Origin of the sequence: Lautropia mirabilis (genome assembly GCF_900637555.1) — a bacterium.
GTDB classification, from domain to species: domain Bacteria; phylum Pseudomonadota; class Gammaproteobacteria; order Burkholderiales; family Burkholderiaceae_E; genus Lautropia; species Lautropia mirabilis.
This window is the reverse complement of the sequence record NZ_LR134378.1, coordinates 197220-220669: the sequence shown is the minus strand read 5'-3', so window position 1 is coordinate 220669 and position 23450 is coordinate 197220. Positions and strand designations below refer to the sequence as shown.

Below are 23450 nucleotides of genomic sequence, written 5' to 3'. Positions count from 1 at the left end.
ATGAGACTCCCCGCCGTCATGAAGGAAGTTCATTGAACAAGGAGGCCTGATGCCTTGTCTGATGTTCCAGTTCATTCGGGTCGGGCTGCAGCTGGTCGAGCCGCAGCAGTTCTCCGGCAGAAAACAGGTGTTTCTGCATGCTGTCCCGGGAGGCTTCATCCAGCGAGGCAATGTGTGTGTTGCCCTGGTCGGCCACCACGGCAAGAACGGTGTCGGCCGGTATGCTGGTGTCGTCCAGTAGGTCGGGGCTGTGGCTGGTCACAATGATCTGGGTTTGCTTGGAGGCACGGGTCAGCGCCTCACGCAGTGCCGCGCTGGCAGCTGGGTGCAGTGCGGTCTCGGGCTCTTCAATACCTACCAGAGAGGGGGCGAAGTCCCGGTTGCCCTGGAAGAGGGCGGTCAGCACGCCGAGCGCGCGCAGTGTGCCATCGGACATGTTCTGGGCTTCGAAACGCCACGGCGTGCTGTCTCCTACGTCCTGCCGGAATTCCAGGGTCTCCTTGCTGCTGATCTGCTTGCGCTGAACACCGTGAATCATCGGCACCACAATGCGCAGATACTCCTGGATGGCATCCAGTTGTCCATCACCGACACGCTGCAGGTGACCTATGACACTGGCAATGTTCTCGCCCTCTTCCTTGAGGAGCTTTCCGTCCTGTGGGGTTTGCAGGTCACGCATCAACCGGGGGTTGAGGTTGTAGAAGCGCATGGAGGCCAGTGCGTCGAACACCGGACGAAATGCGGCCGTACCGGAAACAGCGACCAGGGCCAGACGGTCTGAGGTGATGGCGGGGAAGGTGGGCTCGCTGCTGTGCTTCAGGGTTCCCCGTTCGACCTGGTAGGCCGGCCCCCGGCCGATGCCCCCGATGATGCATTCCTCGTTCTGTACTTCGTATCCGCCGTTTTTCAGGGCGCCGATCCGGAATGCGAAGTGTCCCTCCCTGCCATCCGGCAGGTGGAATTCCAGCCGGATGCCGAAGTGGGTGGGGTGGCCGCGGGAGCGGCGCCGGACTTCGTTGATCCCGCCGCGCTCGTTCAGTGCATTGTCCAGTGAGCCGTTGAGGGCATCGCTGACCAGCTGGAGCGCGTCCAGAAAGTTGCTCTTGCCGGCACCATTGCCGCCGACCAGCCAGGTCAGGGGATGGAGGCGGACATCGCAGTGGCCGATGCTTTTGTAGTTTTGCAGGATGACCCGCTGCAGAAAGACGGGGATGCTCATGGCATGGGCTCCGGGCTGGAGGCTGGGCTGGTGGTGGGGGTATTGTGCCTGATTGCGCGGGTCTGCTGTGCTTGCAGGTATGGGCAGATCCGCGCCCAGTTTCCCGCAAAGTGAGGTGAACGAAGCGTTATTTCATGCCTTTCTTGCCGCAGTTCGGCGCGTGCGTTCCTCGTCGCGCAGGGCACGCAGGCCATCCAGGACTTCGTCGGCAGAACGGTACCGTCCAGTGGCACGTGCCCGGTCCCGCGAGGCCAGCGCCTTCTGATGGAGTGCTCCGCCGATATCTTCGGCGTGGAGATCCAGTGCCGGCAGAAGGTCCATGACATCGCAGAAGAGCGCACGGCGCTGCCAGTCGTTGCGATCGCCAATCACATAGAAACGCCGTTTGGCGCGGGTGGCGGCTACGTTCAGCAGGTTGGGTTCCGACACAGCCCAGTCGCGGGCGCCTGGAGAGGCGGTGTTGCCGCCCAGTACCATGATCACCACGGGAGCCTCCTTGCCTTGCATGGTATGGATTGTGCCGCAGTTGATTTTTCCTGTTTTGCCCTTGCCCCGATAGGGGCGGACGAGGGCGGGAATTTTCTTGAGGACGCCGCGGAACGGGGTGACGATGGCGATATCGCCGGGTGCGACACCGTCGCTGCGCAGTGCCGCCAGCAGGGCCTGCAGCATTCTGCCCTCTTCCGCTACCCAGTTGCCCTGCGATGTTCCCGTGGCATGCAACCACCCGGTGGGAAGGTGGGCCGGCGTTTCACGATCCGGTCTGGGGGCAATGGTGCCGTAGACCATGTTGCCGTCGTAGGCAATGCGGTTGGCCAGCTCAAACATTGGCCTGTCGCAGCGACGGTGTACCACCAGCGGCAGACCCACCCAGGACTGGTGGTCATCGGGGCCGGTTGTGCGTCCCCATGGCGTGGCCTGGTCTGCCAGTGTCTGGGCTGAGTGGCGGTTGGGCAACCAATGATTGTCGACCCCAAAGTGGGTACGCATGTGCTCCAGTGCCGCATCTGATACGGTCATGATGGGTTTGAGCTGCAGTGGGTCGCCCACGAACACGGCACGGCGGGCGCGCCAGAGGGCACCCACGGCCGCCTGTGGAGTGGCCTGTCCGGCTTCGTCGACCAATAGCCAGCCGATTTCCTCGCAACCAAGCGATCCAAAGGAGCGGTCGAAGGAGGCAAAGGTGCTGCTGAGTACCGGTACCACCATGAACAGGGATGCCCAGGCGGAGCGGATGGCGTCTCGGGAATAGCCGCTGAAGGACTGGCCCTGGATCAGGGCATTGGCCAGATCCAGGTTGGCACGGATACGTGTGGCTTCGAGCGCCAGGAAGGTCTGGTGCAGCCGCAGCGCCTCCAGGAAGACACGAGCACGGGCCTGTCGCCAGTGGGGTAGGGGCCAGGGCTCGTGCAGTTCATTCTGCCGGTCTCCGGTGGTATGTCCCGTCTGCAGCCACGAAACGATATGCTGGGCCTGCAGCCTGGTGGCATCCTGGATGGCGTTCTGCACATCGGTGGCTGTCTGGTTCTGATGGTGCTGAAGGAGCTGCCATTGTGCCACGGCCTGTTCGGCCCTGAGCTGGGTGGCCTGCAGAGATGCCTGGTTGGCTTGCCACGCGCGGCTGGCGCTCCAGAGTGTGGCGAGGTTCTGCCAGAGGCCGGGCTTGCGTGTCTGGTGCTGCAGTACCTCCGCCGCACATGCTTTTTGCCGGCTTTGAGCAGCAAGCAGACCGGAGTCGGCATCCCTCTCCAATACGGCAATGGGGTCAGGGAGGCTGTTTTCCAGTGTCTGCAGCGTCGAGAGCAGCACAGGAAGCTGGTTGCGCTGTGACTGGATATGCTGGATTTTCGTGAGAAATGCATCCACACTGTGGCGGATGGACGATTCGGCTGCCTTGGCTTCGTTGTAGGATTCCACTGCCTGCTGCCAGCGCTGTTGCCGATTTGCCGACGCATTGGACATGGATTTGTACTGGTTTGCGTGCCCACTCAGCCAGCCTTGCAGCCCATGCGGATATTGCAGTTTCCCGGTGATCGCTACCAGCTCTTCCCTGGTGCGGTTGCCAAAGAAATAGTGATCGATGAACTTGCTTCGTCGTGACTTGCTGCCCAGCGCGGCAGAGATCAAGGCCCATGAGGGGGCGCCGGAGGTCAGTGTTCCCAGTTCGCCGAAATAATCGGCTTCTGGCAGCCAGCTGCCATCGATCTTGCTGCGTTGTGGAAGCTCCCGGGTGATGTTCTCGACAGCGCCATTGTTGGAGGAGGCAACGATGATCTCGTAACCGAACAGGTCAGGCTGCAGGGGGTGGGCGTTTTGTTTCTTGCCACTGGCATTGCCGGTTTCTTTCGCGTTTTTCTGGAATGCATCCGAGGCGCGCGGGAGTTGCGCCAGGGCATCGGCTCGCTGCGTGACGATGGCGGCCACCAGATCCCTCAGTAGGGTAGTCTTGCCGGTTCCTGGGGGGCCATTGATACCCAGAATACCGGCTCCTTCCCCCAGCTGCTCCAGAATGAAATTGATGGCCAGTTGCTGCGCGTGCACCAGTCCGCGATGCTCCTCGGCAGGCCAGCAGCCGGTGGGGTGCTTGTGGGGAAGGAGATGGTCGACAATGGCGCTTTCCAGTTCCGCGCTGCCGATGGTGTGGCGGGTGATGCTCGCGTTCGGATCCAGATATTGTGACAGGGCCTTGCTGGTATTGCCGGTGGCAACTGCTTCTGCAACCTGGATCAGATCGTCCAGCAGAAAGCTGTTGAGGGGGAGATCGCTTTGGCGGGGTTGGGGGCGTGTTATAGATTCTCCCGTCGCCGTGCCTCCCCCTTTGGACGTGTCTGCAACAACGTGGGCAGAGGGCCTGGATGTGGGGGCTGCCTTTGCAGGGATGACCCCGACTGCTGTGTCGCTGATTGTGTCGTGCTGTTGTCCCTTGACTTCAACGGGCCGGCTACAGGAGCGCAGCACGGCTTTTTCCGGGTTGGACAACACAGTCTGCAGCCCACACTGCTGGATGACGAATGTCGTGAGTTCGTCCAGGGCTTGCCGGTTGACCGACCCAGTCAGGCGGGCTTCGGCCTGCTGCCTGATGGAAGTCTGGTCCTGGTTGAAATCCTTCGACCAGTCACTGCCACTGGTCAGTCGTCCGAGGAACCAGGCTTCGCTGGACAGGGTGAAGCTGCCCGGGACGAGCTGGCCGTCATGGGTGAATTCGGCGGCATACAGCGCTGAATATTCCCGTTCTGCGGGGTCGCGATAGCCTTGGTCGGCGCCGAATGCCCTGTCCAGTGCATCGGTGATGGTCTTTGTCGGGAAGATCTGAACGTAGAGCGTGTGGAACCATGTGTAGACTTTGGGCTTTCCGGTACGTTTGTCTATCTCATCAAGGGGCAAAGGCTGCCGGCTGGCCTCGCTGCCCGGTTCCCAGGGGAATGGCTCGTTACTGGATTGAATATCATGGACGAATTCGTCCTTTGGTGAACGGCCGGCACTGTCCTCGGGCTTCTTGAGCTGGGACGGTTGCAGCAGCTCGACGGCATGCCAGTAACGGATGATGCGTTCCTGTGCGTTCACGTGGTTCTCCCCTCCAGCGGTATGAATGGAGGAGATTTTACGAAAAGTGACAGGCTGCCGATGATGCTGAAGATGACCTATAATCCCTTCAACACGGCCCCTCCCGTCCGCCTGCTCGTGAAGCGGACGCTGAGGGGTTCTTTTTGGCTGTTCCAGATGTGCCCTGGCCATGGCACGTCGGTGCTGTCTGGCGTCTCCCGCAAGGGGGCGCGGAGGCGCTCCGTGGGGGGCTTTACTGAAGCCTGACTGGATTCAGGGTAAAGAAAACATATAAATCAACAAGTTGGCCGTAATCCCTTTACTAGCCTCTGCTTCCATGAGACACCGTAGTAAAGGGCAGGCCAAGGCTACTCGTCGCCAGATTTGTCCGTGACTTCCCAGTAGCCGCCTTTGGCAGGGCCATGGCGAACCAGCTTGCCGGTGCGTTTGAGCTGGTTGATGTTGTACTTGATGCCATCCTGGCTCAATCCGGTCATCTGGGCCAGCTCGCTTGTACTCAGGTGTGGCTGTTGCCGAAGTATCTGAAGCAGGGTTTCTCCCGTCTTCTGGCGCCGCCGGACCTGCTGTTCTGGTGCAGTTTTCGGGGTAGTTTTCGAGGGGGCGCTTTCTGCCCCGGCATGCCGGGCCGACGGCCGTGCAAAGCTGGCGATGAAAAGCCCGGCCACCTCCCGGAAAGTGACATCGGGAGCGTTTGCAAGGATCAGCGGCACGCCACGGCCCCAGGCTTCCACCAGATGGATACGGCGCAGCAGGTCGGCAATCAGCGGGTTGCGCCGGCGTGATACGCCGCCCCGACGGAGTTCTTCCAGCGTCAGGTTCTCGTACAGTTCGCCGGGGTTGCGGATCTCGACCCGGTCACGATAAACGGCGACCTGTACATAGTCCGGGTCGCGCCAGTCGCGGTGGCAGAAGGCGTTGATGATGGCTTCCCGCAGTGCCGGGACGGCAATTTCGGGGACATCGACCCGGCGCATGCCATCCAGTCGCATGCCGATGTGGATGTTCTTCAGGACGAACTTCTGGGCCTCATTGATCAGTTCCAGCAGCGTGCCGTGGAAGTCGTGGCGGTCGAGAATGGTTGCGCTGGTCTGGGTGGCGAACACGGCACAGCGAAGCTCGATGGGTTCATCGGCAAAGAACAGCCGGGCGGCGTTGACGGGACGGCCGTCGCGCAGCAGGCCCAGTTTGTCCAGCGTGTTGGTGATGTTGTCCTAGGAAAGCCCCGCCGTCTGCACGAACTGGCGAATGCGTGCCTCGTTCAGCGTACTCAGGGGCTGATCGATGGGTTCGTTGTCCCAGCGCAGGGCTGCACGGTTCTGGCGCAGGATCAGGGTTTCCAGCTCGCGGGTGCTCATCTTCATAAGGTGATGTGGTCAAGGAGGGGCCGGTGGGCAGAAGAGAAGCATCGGGGCCGAGTTCATAAGGGCAGGGACTATGGATTCAGGGGGCGTTGCGTACCCGATACCCCTGCGGGGAATGCAGGGATGGGCAAGGAACGTTAGCATTGACTTGGGGGGCAAAGTAGGCTAACCTTACTCTCAACACGGCCCCTCTCGTGAACTAGGTTGTACTGTTCACGCTGAGGGGTTCTTTTTTGGCCCATCCCAAATGGCCTGCCAGTCGTCCGGTGCACCCATGCCTCTTAGGTTCAGCCCGACGTGATCCAGTGGAGGGAAGGCGTCCAGATGCGCTTTCATGCGGTCTGGCCAGCTGGAGTTGGGACAGATCGTTGCCAACAAGTGCTTGACAATAATTAACAAAACATAGCAACGTGCCCTGGCGTGTGTGTCCGATTCGAAGTGCTTGACCCACGGAGGATTGCCGAGGTGCTGCTTGGTGTGGCCTTCTCCACCGGTTGACGTTGACAGGTGAGCTTTTGGTCCAGCAGAGCCCCTTTTATTGGGAAGCCTGGGCTGGTCACTGATATTGCGATTCCACAGGCGCCCATGGTGGGCACAGATGTTGCGCAAATGGTTGAGGCTCCTGAGCCAGCTTGCGAATACTCGCCCATTGCCGATGCCGTATTTTTGTGCAATGGCGTCCTGGTCACGTTCACGCATGCCGCCAAAAAGCTTGGACAGCGTACCGAAGTCCCATACTTCGCAGGCAACCCATATGGCGATCGGCAGGCCATACCTTTCTTTGTTGTGGTCGATGAAATGTTCTTTTGAGCGGCTAATCAGTTGGGCATGCTTGCCCAGCCAGGTATGGTGCTCGGTAACTCCTCGGGTACTGTCGAGCTTGATGCTGAAGTCTTCGTGAAGCAGCTCTGGCTTCAGGTACGCAAACGGATCAAGCTTGCCGAGCGTATGGGAAATATCGACACGCAGTGCAATCTCAATGCGCTCCATCGCGTCCATCACCAGCATTCGGAGCTTCTTGTCAAAGATGTACAGGGCAACCGCATCATGAAAGGATGCCCCAGGGATGAAGCTGTCCAGGGTAATACGTGTTTCAGTGACCTTACTGGGTTTCCTGAGGTTGTTGTCGAGTGGGCACGCCACAGCACTTCTTTCACGGAATGCATACCAGTACCCACTCAGCCGGTAATAACCAATTCTCTCCAGATGCTGCAAGGCAAGGTTGGGGTCAGTCACAAGCAAACCTCTGGATACGAGTAGGTCAAGCTGTTCCTGATAGCTTTTCCAGGCCTTGGTGTAAATCATATCGAGTGTGTTGGCGAATTATGGCGCCACATCGTGATTACTTGTTGCCAGTATAAACTGATTGCGATGCCAGTGAAGGTATGGAAGGTGTTGTTTTTCTACCCAGCGCAGCTTCATGCCCTGGGTCAGTCCAAGTTTTTGCATTTCTACGGCAGACAATCGTGGACTGACCATCAGCTTGCCTTGATCATCAAAGCTGACCAGAAAACGGTCGAACAGGGCATCGAGATTGGCCACCAGCAGAAAACCATTGAATACATCCAGTCGCTCCGCGTCGCGGGTGCATTCCGCCCAAGGCTTGGCATGACTGGCGCGCAGTACCTCGGGCAGCGTGATTCCAGTGACAGCGCAGGCGCCTCGCCAGTATTCCATGAGTGCTTTGCGATAGATGTTCTGGCCAATTCGTTCCCGACGGATGCGCTCGATCTCCGTTTCTGCGGAAAGCGTGGGTGATTGGCTGTTAATGTCTGGGGGCGCTTCTGGTTGGGGGGCCGGGATGGCATCGGAAGTTGAAGAATGGCCAATGTGCATGGCCGCTCCCTGCTGTTTACGGAATGCCATTGAGAGCTGGGTCGTTCTTCGTAAAAATGCCGCCAGTTGCTCCAGATCTGCCAGATGGAACTGGTCGTTTCTGGATGGCCAGGGAGGTACGCTGCGGGCAAGTTCTGCCACCAGGTTGGGGTATGGCGACTGAATGATGACCCCTATCCCCGTAAGCCACGGGCTTATGACGGCCCGGGTTTCATGTCGTGCCGTGGTCAGCGTGATGCTACCGTTTCCTGCCGGGGTGGCCATGTCGAACCCGTTGTTCGTGGCTACGTGGGCAATCAGGGTTTCGTTCATGGTGATGCGTCTGTCAGGTATGCTGTCTGTCCCAGGCCTCCAGCACCAGCCTTTGGGTGCGGTATTCCCCATACTCCCGGATTTCCCTGTCTTTCAGCACGCGGAAGGTTTCGCTGGGGTAGTCGTTGCCCATCACGTCTTCCGGGTCCAGGATGTAGCGCAGCTCGTTGCGGTCCAGGCCATAGAGGCGGGCGTAGTATGCATCGAGTTCTGCACGCAAGATGGCGCGTCGTGCAGGGTCGAAAGGGAAGGGAGCCAAGGGTGATCGACGGATGGGCTCCGGGGTGCCTGGCTTCCAGTTGCCATTGTCCAGCTTCCATCCGCTGATAAGGGCCGTGGCCCAAGGAGCCATGTCCTTGGTGGTATAGGTCAGCTCAAGAATGCGGGGCGTGATGAAATCAAGATCGGGTTCAGTGTAGCGTTCGGGTGGGATGACCGGAAACTGCTTCAGATAGCTGTAGGTAAGGTGTGTGCCGCCGATCTTCACTCGCGCGCAGAAATCCAGTACAAGGGAGCACAGGTTGCCAAGAAGCGCGGATGTTTGGCGGGCATCCCAAACCGTTGTTAGCAGAGGCATGGTGTGACCCACACCCACCGCCGGCAAAACCGAAGCAATCACCGTCCGTTCATCCGTTGCCCGGCAGATATCCCGCCACCCCATCAACCATTTCGGGCAGCTTTCCTCCAGCCAGCGCTCCGCCAGTCGTTGTGCGCTTTCTTCGCTGCTCAGCCCTGCGGGTGGCATGGGAAGGTTACTGGCTTCATCGGCCAGGCGCAGCAGTTGCTGTTCGGCCAGGGGTAGACCTTCGTCCAGCAGGCCGCCTGCGTTTTTCTTGAGCGGTTTGACTCCCAGCTCTTCGGGGTCGATATCCTTGGCATAAGCGTGCAGGTCAACAAAGCTTTCCCAGGCGGCCAGTGCTGCTGTGCCCGGAGCCTCCTCGTGCAGAGCGGTCAGGTGGCGCCCAAACAGCACTTTGGTGACGGCAAGTACGGTGGCGTGCCCATCGTCTGCCTTGAGGGCGCGCATCAGTTCGTCCGGCAGATCTGCCGGTCGCAGCCAGACTTCACGGGCAGGCACCCAGTACCGGGGCGTGATGCTGAAGGACGTATCCTGTTTTTCCTGCAGGGTCACATCCCGGCTGGCTACGGTGCCAGTATTTGGGTCGGTTGTGTAAGTGGCCCAGCGGTGATCGAAATGATGAATCAGTTTTGCCTCGTACAGGGGCAGGCGCTTCGTGTCTGTTGCGCTGCTGCCCGGTTCCGGGTTGTTCTGGTATTCGAACAGATGGCTGTCGTTTGCCATATCCAGCATTCGCTGGAACGTAATGCCCCATGGATTCTGCGCTGGAACCTCCCTGGCATGCTTGCCCTTACCTTCGACGTAGGCATCACGTATCAGGACCGGTGCTGCCCGGTAGAGCTTTTTGGTCAGTTCGGCATCGCGTTTGCTGCGAAACACCGGGCAGGTCAGCGTGTTGGGGTTGATCAGCCGGAAGTCTTCCGGTGTCAGCGTGAACCGCCGGCGCTCGTCCGCCAGCTGGCTGACCTGGGTGGCAAAGCAGACAAATTCGGCCTGTTCGGAAGCACCCAGCGTGAGCAGGCAGAATTTGTAGCTGCGGTGCACAGAAGGGAATACCGCTTCGCGGTTTTCGATGTCGTACAGGCTGACCAGCCGCTTCGACTGCGTGATGTGGCCAAAGTAGGCCTTGGTACTGTCGTCGGTGGCAATGCCTGTGGGCACGATGAAGCCGGCCCGGCCGTCCCGGGCGTGAATTTGCAGGATGGTTTCGGCAAACAGGGCATAGGTGTTTACATCGCCCACGCCGGTGAGCGGGTAGCGTCCCCCCTCGCTTCCGCTTACATGGGCGAAAAGGCTCGTGGCCTCAGCTGTGCGGCGGGCAGTGACAAACTCCCGGTACAGGCGCCTCTCGGCCTCGTCAGGGCCATTTGCGTGTTGCAGCTGTGGTGCGCCGTCTGGTGCAGGTGTGCGGCCGAAGTGCAGGTTCTGCGCCAGCCGGCCTTCGCTGAGCCACTGGATACGCTGGCTGCGCTCTGCCTTGTTGCGTGCCGCTGCCACGTCGGCGTTGCGGGTGGCAAAGAACTCTTCTTCCTGCAGTTTGATGCGCTCCCACGGTGGGTTGCCCAGCACACAGTCAAAGCCCCGGTGGCCCTCGGTGCCGCGGGGAGTAAACACTTGCGGAAACGCCAGGGGCCAGTGGAGTACGCGTGCCTCGGCACAGGCGGCGCGGGCTGCTGCCACCGCATCGGCGGCAGGACCCGTGATGTCGTTGGGGGTGGTCAGCAGGGTATGCAGCGTGGCGCTGGTCGGTACGGTTGCGCCCCTGTCCGTGGTCTTGGGCAGCAGGAAGGCGCCCACCAGCACATCTGCGGCTTGTGCCAGCGGACTTTGTGCGGCAGTCTGCATGAATTCCAGCCAGCGGGTCTCCTTGATACTGACCTGCTCCGGCGTGTTGGTGGGCATGTCTTCGATGGCGCGCATGGCCTGCAGGCCGGACGTGTTGTCCATACCCAGCAGCATCTGCTGGCTCTGCAAGTCTCTGGTCAGCTGTTTGAGGGCGACAGCATTGGTTTTGGTCAGTGCCTTGCACACTTCCCGGTCATCACCGCTCAGGGGCTTGAAAGCGTCTTTGGAAATACCTCGGGTCAGGGCATCCAGATTGGTCAGGCCCAGCAGGGCGTCGCCCACCTGCAGGTGGTGGTCCAGAAAGTCCAGCGGGCGCCCTTCTTCAAACCCTTCCAGCCACAGTGCCATGCGGGCCAGCTCGACGGCCATGGGGTTGCGGTCCACGCCATAGATGCAGTGTGCCACGACCTCACGCAGGGCGTGACGGTAGTCCTTCGGCCGGATGGCCCCCTCGTACCCGCTGGCCACACTGCGCAGCAGCGCCAGCCTTTCCGCCAGACGCCGGGCAGCGGCCAGCAGAAAGTGCCCACTGCCACAGGCCGGGTCGATGACGCGGATGGCCAGCAGGGCTGCTTCCGGTGCTGCGGGGCTGGAAGCAAGCCGCTGCTCGATGACGGGTTCGAGTGCACTGCGGATCAGTTCCTGCACCAGACTGTCGGGGGTGTAGTAGCTGCCGGTCAGTTTGCGGGCATTACCTGCCGTACTGGCTGCGTCGGTTCTGCCCACGAAGTCGAATGAGCGGGCATGGACATCCACCGTGGGGACCAGCTCCAGCAGGCTTTCATATACACTGCCCAGCTCTTCTGGCCCCATGTTGCGGTAGTCTACGGGCACCAGGCTGTCTGAGCCAGGGGGGCGTGCCCAGCGTAAATCTTTCAGGGCTTCGAGCAGGTGAGCATTGTCCAGACTGGCGGCGTCCAGGTCCTTGCACTGGCTGGCGGCAAACAGGCCGCCCAGTGCGGGCAGGGCCAGCCGGGGCTCGCCCTGGTCCAGCCCCCGGAAGACGATGCGAATGGCCTGCCACTGGTCATCGTGCCGGTTGCGGGGGCGACGTTTGAGGCTGAAGTTGCGGAGTCGGGCCAGTGCGTAGCCTTCGGCGTAGGCGCGGCGGGCAGCCTTCGTCTCGGGGTCATTCCACTGCGGGTGCAGAACCCCGCGTTCTTCCACGGTGAACACGAAAATCAGCCGGTACACCAGCCGCAGCAGTTGCTGGAAGTAGGCGTCGCGACCCAGTTGACCACTGTCCAGCGCAGCACGCAGGTTGTCGTTGGATGGATGCTGCAGAAAACCCTCACCCAGCGTGAGCAATGCCTTTTCGACGCCGTTGCGCAGGCCATCCCGTACCCGGGTACCTTCCTGTTGACCCTCGTGGCGCCATCGTTCCCAGATGCAGGACGTATTCTGGGTATCTGTAAGTGCCCGGCTGGCATGCAGCAGCCGCCATGCATTGGCAAACTCGGCGTAGTGTTTGCTGCCCAGCAGGTCGACCAGGTCGATTTCCAGAAAACTCGGGCGGGTAAGCGACGCGGCATCACGCAGCAGCCGCAGCTGCCTGCCGTTGCTGACGATGCCCCACAGCAGCGATTCGCTGGCATTGAGCAGTTCCTGCATGGCCTGGAAAGGGGTCTTGCGGCGGCTGCCGCTGCCTTCGATGGCCATGCTGGCGTCGGCGTCGTCCAGCCCCAGTGTGTGGGGCGCCACCAGAATGGGCAGATTACCTGCCAGGAAGCTGACCGGGTAACGCCGTCCATCCACTTCCAGTGGCCGTGCCGGACGCAGGTTGTAGCCAAAGGCGTCGCGCAGCAGCTCCTGCACAAAGCGGGTGGTGAGTTGGGTAGCGTCGATGTCCCGCCGTTCCAGCTGCTGGGCAAAGTCCTGCCATTGGGCGCAGGCAATCTGGAAGGCGCGGCTGTATTCATCCTTGGCCTTGAGGCCCTTGGGCAGCCGGTAGTCAGCATCCTGCTGGGCGCTGGCAAGGCCCTGCGTGGCCTTTTGAACCTGATCGGGCAGGAAAAGTCCACCTTCCAGTGTCAGCGTGGCAGGAAGGGAGAGGGCAGCCTCGGTCTTGCGGGTGCGTTTCATGTCAGGGCTTGTCCTTGCCAGTGGTGTCTGTGGCTTTCCGGTAGCTGCCTTTGGTTGGGCCAGGGATACGGGTTTTCGCATTCATGGTGCGTCTGGTGGCCATCAGAGTGAATCCGGCAGCAGAACATACACACCCATGACATCCACGGGCAGACAGGGAGAAACCTTGTACTGCCCCACATCCCTGGCTGCCTCGCGGACGCGCTGGTGATCGGCCAGCAGGGTATTGGCGCGTTCGTGGGCCAGTTTTTCCAGCTGTTCCGGATGGTCTGTCAGGAACTGCAGGGCGGCGTGAATTTCCCGATGAATGGTTTCGACGGGCAGGTTGCCGCTGGGCTTGCATGCCAGCAGCTGGCTGGTGCTGTCGCCAGACTCCCATGTCGGGTTGACACGGCCGCGCACTGCCAGGGTGATGGTTTCTTCGGCCATCATCTGGAAGGGTTCACGACGTCGCACATAGCTGAGCTGATGACGCAGGCGCAGCAGGTAGAGGGTAGTTACCACCTCTACATTTTCGGTGAGTGTTACAGCACAGCGGGCTGCCACTGGGTTCTCGCTGTCGAGCGCGTTTTCCAGCAGGTACTGCGCCAGCAACCCTACCAAAGGGTGGCTGCGGTGCAGTTCGTTCAGGTTGAGGGACAGTGTTTGTGCCTGTTTGCTGTTGTCTTTCAGGATGCTTTCATCCTTCAGGCGAAGTGTCAGTGCTTCCGGCAGGTTGCTGGCGATGAAAACAGCGGATCCACTGTTGCGTCCCTTTTCCAGCGGGGAACCCAATCGCACACAGGCACTTTCCAGAAAGCGCTGCACATCCTGCTGGGTGCCCAGTGCCTGCTGCTGCTTTTGCCATTCAGGCAATACTTCCTCGGGGCGGATGGTGCGCTGGGCAAAGATGGTACGGTTGGTCCTGGCTCTGTCCAGGGCGTCCCGCCATTTGACCTGCAGGGGGGCAAGCTCTTCTTCGGTATCGCCAAAGTCCAGGCTGGCCTGGGGGGAGTGCATGTGCTCCCGCCGCTTCATCAGGGCTGCACGGATCATGGCCTGTTTGATGGACGTATCATCCTCGGGCATGGGGACCAGCACGCCCAGCTCCCTGCGGATGGCCTCGGCCTTGCGCAGAATGACGTTGAGCACAAAGCCGTCCACCGGGTTGTCTTCGCCGTACAGCATGGTGCAGCGTACTTCTTCTGCCTGCTGCCCGAAGCGGTCAATCCGGCCTTCGCGTTGTTCGTGGCGGGTGGGGTTCCAGGTCAGGTCATAGTGCACGACCGCCGTGAACAGATGCTGCAGGTTGATGCCTTCGGACAGGCAGTCGGTGGTAACCAGAATGCGGGACTCGGCCTCTTCCAGGCTCCCGACGCGCTCGCGGCGTTCTTCGGGTGTGAGTTCACCTGTGACCGCTTCAACGCCCACCCTGGGGAAAGCTTTTTTCAGGTGCTCAGCCACATAATGGGCTGTGGCTACGTAACGGCAGAATATCACCGGCCGAAAACCGTCCTTCAGCAACTGCCCGATATGCTGGATGAGCGTGGCCAGTTTGGGGTCGCCAGCTTTGCCGGACAGGCGTTCGGCGTCACGGATCAGGGCCTGTAGCCGTGGCTTGGCCTCCTGTAGCAAGGCAGGTGGCTCCTGGTCGTCGGCGGACAGGTCATCAGCCTGGCCGTCGTCGAGGCGGGCATCCTGCAGCAGATCCTCCGGTAACAGCTCATCCGTTGTCATATGGCCGTCCAGACGCCGGCTCAGTGCCCGGATGGCCGCGGCAGGAGATGATGCCACGCAGCGCAGCAGTGCCAGAGTTACATACCAGACCAGACGGGGGCCGCCGGGGTTGCCGTTCTGGCTTTCCTGTTGTTCCGCGGCCTCTGCCAGGTCGCGGCAATAGTCCTGCACGGCATCGAAAAATTCTCCCCAGCCGCCGCTGAGGCGGTAGGTCAGCTCGGTGGTCATGCGGCGGGGGAGGCCTTTGCCATCATGGGTTTCGGACTGCCATTCGGCGATGTCCTTGCGGCGGCGCTGTACGAAGTGTCGTGCCAGTTCCTGGCGCAGTGGATCTTCGGCCCGGTTATGCCCCTGCAGCTCCACAAAACGGGGGTTGAGCAGTGACAGCAGGTTGTAGAAGGCAGATTCGTCGCCTGAATGTGGGGTGGCGGAGAGCAGGATCAGGTGGCGGTGCTCATCCTTTGCCAGTCGTTTGAGCAGCTCGAAACGCAGCTGCTTGCCAGCGCCATTGCTGGCGCAGGTATGTGCCTCATCGACGATGATGCATTCGGGGGCTGCTGCCAGAAACTGTTCACGGTGCCGCTCGCTCTTGATGTAGTCCAGGCTGACCACAACCACTGGGTGATGGTCGAACAGCCGGACACCATGAGGCAGATTGCGTTCGATGCGTGCTGCCGTGGCTGAGGTCAGGGCGATGGCCTGCAGGTTGAAGCGGGTTTCCAGTTCGGACTGCCACTGTTCGACCAGATGTGGCGGGCAGAGAATGGCCTGCCGGGCAATTTCGCCGCGGTCCAGCAGTTCACGGACGATCAGGCCGGCCTCAATGGTTTTGCCCACCCCCACGTCATCGGCAATCAGAAGACGTACGGTGGACAGGCGCAGGGCCATCAGCAGCGGGACCAGCTGGTAGCTGCGGGGTTCCACGGCAATGTTGCCGAATGACCGGAAAGGCCCTGCTCCGGCACGCAGGGTCAGGCGCAGAGCGTCGCGCAGCAGCAGCGCACCTGCGTGGTTGCCGGCCAGGGCAGGCCTGGGCCAGGCGAAGGTGGCGGGTTCGACGGGCTGCAGCTCAAGTTCCGGAATCAGTGCAATGCTTTCATCATCGGCGCCGCTGAGTGGACGCAAGCGAAGCCAGTCCGGGCGAGATTCGGATTGCACCACCCATTCGCGACCGCGGGCACGGACGAGGCTGCCGGGCTGAAAACTGTGTTCGAGCGCGTTCATGGTGCTTATTCCTTGATAGGGGTGCCAAACACCTCGGGGTGGGTTGCAAACTGTTCATGCCATCGTGCCGGGTCAGTAAACAGCAGTATCTGCCAGCCGCGGTCGAGCAGGCTGTTTCGCACCTCTTCATCCATGGCTGCCAGGAATACCAGTGTGCGGGCTGCCTTGTACTGGGCTGCTGCCATGGCCTTGCCATCGCTGACAGGCACATTGCAGGCATCGGGTTGCCGGTATCCGCCATGCTGGAGTGCCGTCAGCCAGGCTTCCGTCAGGTTATCCGTTGGTGGGGTACCGTTTGGCGCCGTACCCGTGAGCGGGCTGCTGACTGGTTCGGGTATTGTGGCCGGGGCTGGTGCGACTCGGGCGTTGGCCAGGGCCACGAGCAGGGCCAGTGCCTGCTGGTTGCGGCGGTTGATGTGCTGATGCTCGGGCTGGTTGTAGTACGACAGCAGGCACTGGTAACAGCCGGCTTCGCAGGGGCGCTGGCCGTCAACTGTGGTTTTTTCCAGTTGGGCCAGTCCTTCCAGCGTCCAGATGCCGCTGGCGGGTTCATGGTAGTGAATGACCTTCAGCGCAGCACGGGCCACGGTGGCCAGATCTGCCGGATTGCTGGCCAACCGGGTCAGTACGCCGGCGCCCCCTTCGGCTGCCTCGTAGAATAGAATGGCACGACGCGCATCGGCCTTGGGTAGAGGTTCGGCCACGAGTTCGGATTCTTCAATCTGGAAAACCATCTCGATGCCGCGTTTGAGCGCAGCCTGCACTGTCGCCATGGCCTCCGGGTCCAGTTCCTGCGCTGGTGTGAAGATCAGCAGGTTGCGGAAGTCCTCGACGTAGGGAACGATGCGCTGGGGAGGGATTTTGTCTTCCTTGCCATCTTTCTCGTCGTCGGCATTGTCAGTGTCATCACCGTCGGGGGATTCCTCCGGGCTCCATCTGCCTGTGAGGGGGTTGATCAGGAAGCCGAGCTGCTGCTTGAAGCGGCGGCGACGCCAGCCACGGTTGATCCGCCAGATCTGTGCGGCGGGGGCGTAGGTCAATGTGCCAAGCTCCTCGGTCTGTTCGTCCGGGCTCTCGATCTGGATGCTGGCTTCCCTTTTTTGGATACGGCCATCCGGGCCAGGCAGAAAGCGGTAGGTGGTTTGAAGCTCGAATCCCTGATGCTGTCGCTCTTCATCATCGGTGGAAATGCGCTGGGTGGCCCTGGTTTCCACTGTTTCGATACGGTAGAGTTCGCGTACCCAGTTGTCTTCACTCAGTGGTGTGCCACAGCTTTCGCAGATATCGACAGGCGCCTGCTGCGAAGCAGGATCGCTGGCATGGCCGTAACCGCAGCGACCGCACACAAGGGAGGCCAGTGTGGTGAGTGTGACGGAGCCGGAAATGTGGCTGCGGTTGCTTGCGCTGAGCTTGGCACGTACCACGCGGAACATCCTGCCCTGGTGGTAGATGAGGCTGCGTGGTCCGAACTCTGACAGGCCCAGGAAGCGCGGGCGGCTGACCATGGCACCGTGGTCGTTGGCACTCGTGGCCGATTTGCGGCCGCCACCGGGAACCCAGGCCATCAGTGGAAGGCGTGGAAAATTGTAGCCGGGAAGAAAGCCCTGGCTGGCCAGATAGCGGTAGGTGTAGAAGTCGCTGTTCTGGCTGTTGCCGGGTTTCAGAAGCAGGTTGAATTGCTGCTGGGCATCAGATGCGCGTCGTTCGGCACTCTTGCGTTCCTGTTCGGTGACGGCGTGGCTGCTCGAGATGCTTTGGGCCATCTTGAGCTGCTCCTGTGTTGCCTCGAACAGGGTGCGCCAGCGCTCGAGTGCCCGGGAAAACGCCTGGGGAGCATCTGCGATGACATTCTGTACGTAGTCAGGTGTGAACCACGTGCTGTCATCCAGCTCTCCAGCCAGCTGTTCAATGACCCGTGCGGCTCCGAGCTGCGCGCGTGCCTGTGCGTCAGGCGCCCGCAGTGCTGCCATGAGCTCAGGTTTGGGTGGTTTTCCTGGCGCGTTCATGTCGAGCAGCTCGGCAATGCTGTCGTCCAGTGAGTGTCTTGTACACGCCAGCCAGACTGCCTGCAGGTGGCTCTGTACCAGATCGCGGTTGGCCAGATCCAGGGTGGGAGCCCTTACCACGCCATGCACCATGTCCTGTGCCCGGTGGAAGAACCATTGATCGTGTGGGCTCAGGGCCGCGCAATAGGTGACAACCAGCGCCTGCTGGCCGGAGCGCCCGGCACGGCCACTGCGCTGTGCGTAGTTTGCCGGCGTTGGGGGGACGTTGCGCAGGTATACCGTGTTGAGCGCAGAAATGTCCACACCCAGCTCCATGGTGGGAGAGCAGAACATCAGGGGCAGCCGTTCAAGTGGCGCCCTGTTGTGAGACTTCCATTCGTCCTGGTCTTTCTGGCTGTATCGAAAGCGCTGCTCGAGAACCTGTCTGGTCTGGGCGTCGACTTGCGCCGTGTGCTCCTGTGCCTCGAATTCGAACAGCGGGTGCGAGATGGTTCCCAGCAGTTTGGCCGTGCTCTCGTAGAGTGCACGGAAGTAGGCATTTGGCTGACCTGGCTGCTCTTCGGGCAGGGCAGGTGCCAGGCACCAGTCTATGAGCGATGCGTTGAGGCGCCAGCCGAACAGGCTCTTGTCGATGGGCTGCCGTTGTACATACCCGTAGTTCTCGGCAGCACGCAACATGTCTCGCACCAGCGCAGCCCATTTTTCACCTCGCCATTTGCTGCTCCGGTCTCTGAGGTGGTCAGGGCCGCTCGAGAGCTTTCGCTTGATGGAGCGGACAAGACCGGACCGTTCCGATCCGGATATGAGGTCATATCGCCGCTTGCGTTTGCTGGCCAGGTAATTCTCCAGAACCAGATAGCGTCCGGTTTCAAGACGCTCGTCCTGAGCGATGGCCCAGCGATCATTCAGGCTTGCGTAACTTCTGGTTATGATCTTGTCCTGTTCGATATCGTCCAGGTAGCGGCTTTCGATGCACAGTTCCGTACGCATCCGGTTGAACAGAACCTCATACAGCTCGACCCGCTGTGCCGGGGGAAGATCCCGTAGTTCGTTGAAGTCAGCAAAGCAGCTTTCGTCCTCACAGAACGCCTGCAGGTCACGGTAACGAATGTCCAGCAGCTTCAGCTGTTCCAGATTCGGGTTGTTGAAGCGCCAGCCACGACGCAAGTCCCGGATAAGTCGATAGCCGAGTATGAAGCGGAGGTCGGCCTGTGCGGTTCTGAGATTGGGGCCACGAAGTCCGGGGTCGCGCAAATACTCGGCCCGCACCGAGTCTTCCGGACGGTCAAAGCCAAGTGCGTTGAAAACCTCGGCCGTCAGGGTGTCTTCAGTGAGTATGCCATTGTTGTGTTTCAGGGCACCGATGAGACCGCCGCGCAGTGTGAGCAGAAAAATGAAATCGTTGAAATGACCTGCCTGGAGGGCGGCGTCCTGGCGGTTGTCGGTAAAGGCCAGCAGCTTGCGTGGATCTGGCTGTCCCGGTTGAGGGTCAGGCAGTTTGAACAGGTACTCCAGTGCGGCCAGTGTGATCATGGTCGTGGCGGAGGAGCGGCCTTCGCCAGACAGGCTGGACAGACGGTTGGCGTCCTTGCCGACCGCAGGGTAATTTCGTCCGCAGCTCAGGCAGAAGCGCAGCTTTCCGGGAATGAACCAGAATGCCTGGCCTTTTTGTCCCTGGGGTTCCTCTGACTCGGGCTGTGCCTGGGAGAACGCCGTCAGTTTCCCCGCGCACAATGTTCCTTCTCCCTGCGGCGTCACGGCAACAAGATCAGGAACGGCATTTCTATAGTTTGGGCGGATTTTCGGAGTGTCTCCGCTGACATCGATCCAGTCTTCGGGGAGATCTTCCGGCCTGGTGTAGTTCAGCCCGGGTGTTCGTATGCACAGGAGACCACGCTGTGCGGTCTCATCGTCGATGGTGGAGCCATCGAGCTCCCGGGGAAAAAACCGGCCCTTGTCTGGCAGATGCCAGACCGGCATGTATTCATGGCCGCAGTCCCGGCAGAAATGAACAGGGTACAGCTGGACGTTTTCTTCCTGTCTGCCCGGTGCGAAGCGTTGAGCATCCAGGGTGATGTGCCGTACATCGCGTGGCTCCAGCGTGGTCAGCACCATGCCGGGGCCGCTGATGAACTGGTGAAGCTTGAAGGCAAAGGGTGGGCGCCCCTGTGGGGTGCGGACGTCGTTGGCGGCCAGCAGAAAGCGCGCCAGGGCGCTCTGGGCCTCGTCAGGGCTGCAGCCGGCATCGCTGGCAAGTCGCTGGCCTGCTTCTTTCAGGGCTATGGGGCGGGCGCGGCGAATGGGGCTGGTGTCGTCCGGAATGGTGACGCCCAGCGTCAGTTCCACCCAGATGGCGAGCGGGTCGTTCTGAAATGCCTGGTAATCGGGCCATGCGTACTGTTCGCACCGGACAGCCGCGAGCAGGTGATGGCGTATGGCGTCGATATCCCGGTTTGCGTCTGTGACCCTTTCCAGCGTTTCTCCGATGACCTCGTGTTCGGTGATGCGTGTGCCAAACAGCTTGCTGGCGACTTCTGCCACGACCCGGTTGCGCTCCGATTCACTGGCTGCGCTGGACATGGTGGCTGAGGTACCGATGCACACCAGTCTGTCGGCATTCAGCCGTTCGCGCAGACGGCGCACCAGCAGGGCGACATCGGCGCCCTGACGGCCCCGGTAGGTATGCAGTTCATCCAGCACCAGAAACTCCAGCCCAGCGCAATGCTCGATGACTTGCCGGTCAGTCTCCGTATAGCGCGTCAGGATGTATTCCAGCATCATGAAGTTGGTGAGCAGGATGTCCGGGGCACATTTGGCGATGCGCTCCCGTTCTGCTGTGCTCTCCTGGCCGGTGTAGCGGGCCACGGTGATGGGGCGGTCCAGATCGTCGTAGCCGTGAAGGAACTTGTCCAGCTCTTCAAGCTGGCTGTTGGCCAGGGCATTCATCGGGTAGATGACGATGGCCCGGGTGCGCGCCGTACTGTCCGATTCCCGCGCCTTGAGGATGCGGTCGATGATGGGTATGAAGAACGAAAGCGACTTGCCCGATCCTGTGCCTGTGGTGACGACGTAGCTTTTGCGTTGCTGGGCAATGTGTAACGCGACCTTCTGGTGCGTGTACAGCGAGAGGGGGGTAGGGGTGCCCTCTGTCTTGCCTGTCTGGAAAATGCCCAGACAGCCTGGATGGAGCGTCCCGGCGTCCACCAGTTCCCGGATCGTGCCGCTGCGCTGGTAGTGTGGGTTGATCTGGACGAGCGGTTCGGGCCAGTAACGGCCGTTGGCGTACTCTTCCTCTACCTTGTTCCTGATGTCGGGGGCTGCGATCTGGACGAAGCTGCGGGAGAAACGTGCATACTCCTGAATGAGTTTGTCTCGAAACTGGAAGACGTCGTCCATGGCCGGTATGTCTCTGGTGGTTCGGTGTCGGGTTTTTGTGCAGGGGACTCGGGCCGACTGATGTCCAGAGGCCTGTCTCCCTGGTGATGGTGACAGCCCCTATAATAGGCAGGCTGCCTTGTGTCTGCACCTCTTCCGGATGGGACGCTGATGATGGCGTCAGGTATGAACCACAGGCGCTTTCCGCCACCTTCGCCATTCTCTGAGTGTGGCGGAGAGGCTCTGCTCTGTGGGCGTCGGGGAGGCGATCTCGTGGGCGTCAGCGAGGCGACCGCTTTCCGATATGGGCAGCGCGTTCAGCAGGGGCACAGGGGTGTCCAGCAGCCCAGCCATTGTCTGGCCGGGCTGCGCCGTTGCAGCCCTTCTTCAGTGCACTCAGATTCGGCTTTGGCTTGCCTGTTCACACATTGAACAAAAAGTTCAGCACATCCCCGTCCTGGACGACGTAGTCCTTGCCTTCGGCGCGCATCTTGCCGGCTTCCTTGGCGCCCTGTTCGCCCTTGTACTGGATGAAGTCGTCGAAGGCGATGGTCTGGGCGCGGATGAAGCCGCGTTCGAAGTCGGTGTGGATGACGCCGGCGGCTTTGGGGGCGGTGTCGCCTTTGTGGATGGTCCAGGCGCGGACTTCCTTGACGCCAGCGGTGAAGTAGGTCTGCAGGCCCAGGAGGTCGTAGCCGGCGCGGATGAGGCGGTTGAGGCCGGGTTCTTCGAGGCCGAGGTCGGCGAGGAAGGCGAGTTTGTCTTCGTCGTCGAGGTCGGCCAGTTCGGCTTCGATCTGGGCGCAGAGGGCGACGACGGGGGCGCCTTCCTTGGCGGCGTGTTCACGCAGTCTGTCGAGGTACGGGTTGTTCTGGAAGCCGTCCTCGGAGACGTTGGCGACGTACATGGCGGGCTTGAGGGTCATGAGGCCGTAGGGCTTGAGGAGGGCCTTGTCTTCGGCGCTCAGGTCCAGCGAGCGGGCGGGTTTGCCTTCGTTGAGGTGGGGCTGGAGTTTTTCGAGCAGGGTGGTGAGGCGCAGGGCTTCCTTGTCACCGGCGCGGGCTTTCTTGATTTCGCGGGCGTGGACGCGCTCGATGGTGGCGAGGTCGGCCAGGGCGAGTTCGGTGACGATGGTCTCGATGTCGGCGATGGGGTCGACGCGGCCATTGACGTGGACGACGTTGGGGTCGTCGAAGCAGCGGACGACGTTGACGATGGCGTCGGTTTCGCGGATGTTGGCGAGAAACTGGTTGCCGAGGCCTTCGCCTTTGCTGGCGCCAGCGACGAGGCCGGCGATGTCGACGAATTCGACGATGGCGGGCTGGATCTTCTGGGGCTGGACGATTTCAGCGAGCTTGGCGAGGCGGGGGTCAGGGACTTCGACGATGCCGACGTTGGGCTCGATGGTGCAGAAGGGGTAGTTGGCAGCTTCGATGCCGGCTTTGGTCAGCGCGTTGAAGAGGGTGGATTTGCCGACGTTGGGCAGGCCGACGATGCCGCATTGGAGTGCCATGGGGTGTCCTTCTTGCTGGGCGGTGTAGGGGGGGGTGTTCCGGCAGGGCAGGGGTGTCAGCTCAGGGGGATCTGTGCCGTGGATGCCCTGGGTATGCCGGATCGGGATGCCGGGATTCTAGAGCGAGTCGGTGGGTTTGGCTTCGGGGCTGCCTTTGCGGGCGGCCTTGGCTTGCTGCATGGCGGGGTCGGCGCCGTGCAGTTGCTGGGTGGCGATTTCCCAGCCGTCACGCATGAGGATGGGCAGGTGGTCGACGCTGCGGTCGGTGGCCTGGTCGATGAGCTGCTGGTCGCTCTGGCTGGGTTTGCCTAGGACGAAGTCGACGACGGATTTGTTGAGGTTGAGGCTGCGGGGATGGCCGATGCCCAGGCGCAGGCGCCAGTAGCGAGGGGTGCCAAGGTGGGCGGTGATGTCGCGCAGGCCGTTGTGGGTGCTGGAGCCGCCCAGTTTGAGGCGTGCGGAGCCGGGCATGAGGTCGAGCTCGTCGTAGGCGACAAGGATGTCGGCAGGTTCCAGGCGGTAGAAGCGCGCCAGCGCACCGACGGACTGGCCGGAGCGGTTCATGTAGGTCATGGGCTTGAGCAGCCGCACGACCTGGGTGCCGATGCGGACTTCGCCGACATCGCCCAGGAACTTGGCGTCGGGGCGCATCTGGCCGGGGTAGTGGCGCAGCAGGGCGTCGATGAACCAGAAGCCGGCGTTGTGCCGGTCGTGGGCGTGCTGGTCGGTGGGGTTGCCCAGGCCGACGATGAGGCGGGGGGCGTTCATGCGGGCGTGGCTTGTATGTGCGGGATGTCAGGCAGCTGATGCGCCGAAG

The 23450-nt window shown here is 61.2% G+C and carries 11 protein-coding genes; all 11 read right to left on the bottom strand.

Annotated elements, in window-relative coordinates; genetic code table 11:
• Nucleotides 1-16: 16 nt before the first annotated feature.
• A complete protein-coding gene (locus EL249_RS00915) occupies nt 17-1219 on the bottom strand; it encodes an AAA family ATPase (RefSeq protein WP_005674947.1) in 1203 nt (400 codons plus the stop codon).
• A gap of 132 nt (nt 1220-1351) precedes the next feature.
• Nucleotides 1352-4783, bottom strand: coding sequence for a DEAD/DEAH box helicase (locus tag EL249_RS00910; protein ID WP_005674948.1), 3432 nt, complete (start codon nt 4781-4783; stop codon nt 1352-1354).
• 347 nt (nt 4784-5130) lie between these two features.
• Entirely contained in the window at nt 5131-5886 is a 756-nt protein-coding gene (locus tag EL249_RS00905) for an ATP-binding protein (RefSeq protein WP_005674951.1), read from the bottom strand.
• Between the two features lie 108 nt (nt 5887-5994).
• Nucleotides 5995-6144 (bottom strand): hypothetical protein, encoded by a 150-nt coding sequence (locus tag EL249_RS13085; protein WP_005674952.1) that lies wholly within the window; start codon nt 6142-6144, stop codon nt 5995-5997.
• A gap of 213 nt (nt 6145-6357) precedes the next feature.
• Nucleotides 6358-7449: an Abi family protein gene (locus EL249_RS00900; RefSeq protein ID WP_005674953.1), complete on the bottom strand. Its 1092-nt coding sequence runs from the start codon at nt 7447-7449 to the stop codon at nt 6358-6360.
• A gap of 18 nt (nt 7450-7467) precedes the next feature.
• Nucleotides 7468-8292 carry an HNH endonuclease gene (locus EL249_RS00895; protein ID WP_005674954.1) on the bottom strand — a complete coding sequence of 275 codons (825 nt, stop codon included), beginning with the start codon at nt 8290-8292 and terminating at the stop codon, nt 7468-7470.
• Nucleotides 8293-8305: 13 nt separating this feature from the next.
• Entirely contained in the window at nt 8306-12799 is a 4494-nt protein-coding gene (locus EL249_RS00885) for an Eco57I restriction-modification methylase domain-containing protein (protein WP_005674955.1), read from the bottom strand.
• Between the two features lie 102 nt (nt 12800-12901).
• Entirely contained in the window at nt 12902-15739 is a 2838-nt protein-coding gene (locus EL249_RS00880) for a DUF8741 domain-containing protein (protein ID WP_005674956.1), read from the bottom strand.
• A gap of 5 nt (nt 15740-15744) precedes the next feature.
• A complete protein-coding gene (locus EL249_RS00875; RefSeq protein ID WP_005674957.1) occupies nt 15745-21141 on the bottom strand; it encodes a DEAD/DEAH box helicase in 5397 nt (1798 codons plus the stop codon).
• A gap of 400 nt (nt 21142-21541) precedes the next feature.
• Nucleotides 21542-22633: a redox-regulated ATPase YchF gene (gene ychF, locus EL249_RS00870; protein WP_005674958.1), complete on the bottom strand. Its 1092-nt coding sequence runs from the start codon at nt 22631-22633 to the stop codon at nt 21542-21544.
• A gap of 117 nt (nt 22634-22750) precedes the next feature.
• Nucleotides 22751-23401, bottom strand: a complete 651-nt coding sequence (pth, locus tag EL249_RS00865; protein ID WP_005674959.1) for an aminoacyl-tRNA hydrolase — start codon at nt 23399-23401, stop codon at nt 22751-22753.
• Between the last annotated feature and the right edge of the window lie 49 nt (nt 23402-23450).